This window comes from Asticcacaulis benevestitus DSM 16100 = ATCC BAA-896 (assembly GCF_000376105.1).
GTDB lineage: Bacteria > Pseudomonadota > Alphaproteobacteria > Caulobacterales > Caulobacteraceae > Asticcacaulis > Asticcacaulis benevestitus.
On the sequence record NZ_AQWM01000079.1, the window covers coordinates 1 to 3,271 of the forward strand.

The 3,271-nt window shown below is 50.2% G+C and carries 2 protein-coding genes and 1 pseudogene; 1 reads left to right on the plus strand and 2 read right to left on the minus strand.

The features are described from left to right. Positions 1–1,206, plus strand: a 1,206-nt coding sequence (locus B060_RS0123355) for a GGDEF domain-containing protein (RefSeq protein WP_040401980.1), incomplete at its 5' end; no start/stop codon positions are given. Between the two features lie 228 nt (positions 1,207–1,434). Here B060_RS0123355 and B060_RS28600 read toward each other — a convergent pair. Then, positions 1,435–1,869 (minus strand): CZB domain-containing protein, encoded by a 435-nt coding sequence (locus B060_RS28600; RefSeq protein ID WP_413783263.1) that lies wholly within the window; start codon positions 1,867–1,869, stop codon positions 1,435–1,437. Positions 1,870–1,971: 102 nt separating this feature from the next. Further along, positions 1,972–2,964: pseudogene (locus B060_RS28605) on the minus strand (methyl-accepting chemotaxis protein); the annotation flags it as partial. Positions 2,965–3,271 lie beyond the last annotated feature (307 nt).

The window sequence follows — 3,271 nt, forward strand, 5'->3', positions numbered from 1 at the left end:
ACCGATGATGGAACCGCCATGATCGACCCAACTACATTTGCTGTTCAATCTCTGGGGCGAGCCGATGGGCAGCCCATCGCGAACTATTGGGTCGGGTCTGGCGCCTTGAGCCCTGAGGGAGAGATTATGTTCGGTGGAACCGGCGGGCTCACGGTTATACAACCGGAGAAGGTCAGTTTCTGGACCTATATCCCGCCGATCGTCGTAACAGATATAAGAGTCGGCGGCACATCCCTCCCCGTCAATCGCTTCAACAGCGCTCGTGTCGACGAAGTTCTAATCGTGCCCCCCGGAGAAAGCGTGTCCATTGAGTTTTCCGCCTTGGACTATTCTGCGCCTGAGCGCAATCTCTACAGTTATCGCCTTGAGGGTTTCGACAAGACATGGATCCAGGCCGATGCCACGCATCGCACCGCGACCTACACAAATCTTTCGCCAGGATCCTACACGCTGCATGTGCGCGGTTCCAACAGAAACGGCGCCTGGAGTGACCGTGAGCTCCAAATTGCAGTTCGTGTCCTTCCTGCCTGGTATGAAACGATCTGGATCAAACTCGCCGGCGTGATTCTCGGCTTGGCCGCCGTTTTTGGCCTGGTACAAAGCCGCACGTTGATTTTGCGCAAACGGCAGCAAGAACTGGAAGCCCTGATTGACCAACGCACATCAGATCTGATCAAAAGTCAGCTTCAACTCGAGAAGATGGCATATTTCGATGTTCTTACCGAACTGCCCAACCGACGGATGTTCAGTGATGATTTTCGCAAACTTCTTGCTCTGGCTCGACGTGAGAAACGCGGCTTTGCCTTGCTCCTGATTGACCTCGATCGTTTCAAGCACATCAATGACACATTGGGACACGATGCCGGCGACGCCCTCCTGATCGAAACCGCCTCACTCCTGCGCAGCGTTTTGCGCGACAGCGATTGCATTGCACGGTTAGGTGGGGACGAGTTTGCGATCCTGTTGGTCGAGGCCCATGATGAAGCGAGCATCGATATCGTCTGCGAGCGCATCGTCGCCAGTTTTATCGCGCCCATAGAATTCAAGACGGAAGAGATCAAAACAAGTCCAAGCATTGGGGTAGCCATATTCCCGGAAGATGGCGACAGCCAGGAAACCCTCTACAAATCGGCCGACCTCGCGCTTTACGCCGCCAAGCAAGCTGGCCGCAACACTTGGCGGCGGTACGGACCAGCTAGACCGTAGAAGACAAAGGCTGGCTTAGGCACAGATCGGACAAAACGGATGACCGCTGGCTCGATCGAGGCGCGTCAGGTTTTTGTGTTAGCCAACAGACCTAGAGATTATAAGAGAAGGTCAGTTTAGGCACGATTGCCTTGCGACTCTACTCCCGGCGAACCGCACACGTGAAAGACATTTTAGCAACTACTTCGACATATCGCGGGGCCAAAACGTAGGATGAGTCTTATTTCGCTATTGACTGCCGATGCGAACAATCTCCTTAGAGAGGGCGCGCAGACCGCTAATCACATCACCACTTGCCAAGTACAATTCGTCAAGGTGAGACAGCGCGGCGTCGAGATTACCGGCTTCGTGGGCTTGAAGCGCAAGTTTAGCGGTTGAATGAACGCGCAAGTGCGGGCTCTCCAGATCCTTAAAAGCTCTAAGGGCTCGAATTTCTGGAATATTAATTGAGTCGTACCACTTCCCAAGTCGACATGTGTGGTGGTCGGGAACATCTTTTGCGGCCCAATTTGTCTGACTTAGGACAACGTCAACCGCTCGCTTTCTAAACATGATATGATCGATTTTGGCCATTTCGCATAGCGAGAGGGCGGAATCTTGATCGAATGCCGTCTTCGCCTCCTCAAGCATCAGGGAATTGCTAGAATTCAGTTTCCCAATCATCGCATGCTGTAAGTCTTGACAAGAACGGGCTATTTCCGCCGCTACGGCTGCATCTTTAGCTACTTCATCACTCGCAAATGTTTGTTGTTGGACGACAGTGTTTATTTCCTGAACGTGTTGAGCTATGTCAATCGTTTGCCGACTTATTTCTTCAGCAGCGGTTGTCGCGACGTTGATTGTTTGTTGTCCAAGCATAACTTCATTTGCAGATATTTGCACCGCACTGGAAATCAGGATTATATATTCTCTTACGGACCCAATGCTGGTTGATACGATTTCAGTAGCTTTTGCAGTTTGATTTGCAAGTTGTTTTACTTCTGAGGCGACAACCGCGAAGCCTCGACCGGCTTCACCGGCGCGAGCGGCCTCGATCGTGGCATTTAATGCCAGAAGATTTGTTTGTGCAGCAACGCCTTCGATTAATTTCAGCACGTCCGTAATATTGTCAAACGCCTTCGATAGATGCTCCGCTTGCATTTCAGCGGACCGGTTGGCGCTCTCGATCGCAGACATTCTATCGCGTACTTGTCTGAAGCACTGTGCGACGTCCTGCGCACCTTGCTGGGCAGTAACGGACTTTGTCGCTGTCGTGTCGCATGTTGACGATATTTGCTTTATCGACGCTACGAGTTCAACGGACGCAGAGGCCATTTGCTCCGCGCCGTTTGTCGCCAGTCGAACGTTCCTGCCAAGTTTCGCTATTTCTATACCTAATTCATTTACGCGTTCTGCGGAGATTCCGATTGTCTGAAGTTCGTGTAATTTGATCGTTTTATTTTCCACCTCGTCAAAAACGTCGCCCTTCTTTACATCGAATAGGCCAGTTACCTTTGAGGTAAGAAGCAAGTACCGTTGCGCATATTCATAGGGAATTTTGTCGCTATCTTTAGGCGTTGACTGACCGATTTTAAGAAATGAAGTAATGCTCACTTCGAAAGCCTTTTCACAAGTACGTTGCAAATTGACTCTTTCATGGGGCAATTGGAGAAAAGTCTCTAATTTCTTCACCCCAATCTCGCCGCAAATAAACTCGGAAATAAATCGCTCATCTTCTGAGCACGTGGCCCGATTTACTGTCCGTCTGAATTTGAGCATAATTTGAACCTAGATATTTTATGTGTTCACTATTCTTATTATTATTCCATGAAATACGTCGAAATACTACATGTCATTTTCAATGACACACATAGTTAATGAGGATCATTCGCTCACGTCGACCATGTCGCATGGCCGACTGTAAATCTGGTTTTAAAGAATAATAAACGAGGCGACCAAGGAGCTTATCGTGCGACCCTTATCGAACAGTGGGTCGTGTCCCACAGCGTGGTGTAATTGGTTGAGAGCGTAGCGCTAGGCTCGCTGCCCGTCCAAAGGGCAAAGCGAGCCTCAGCGAAGCGGGGTT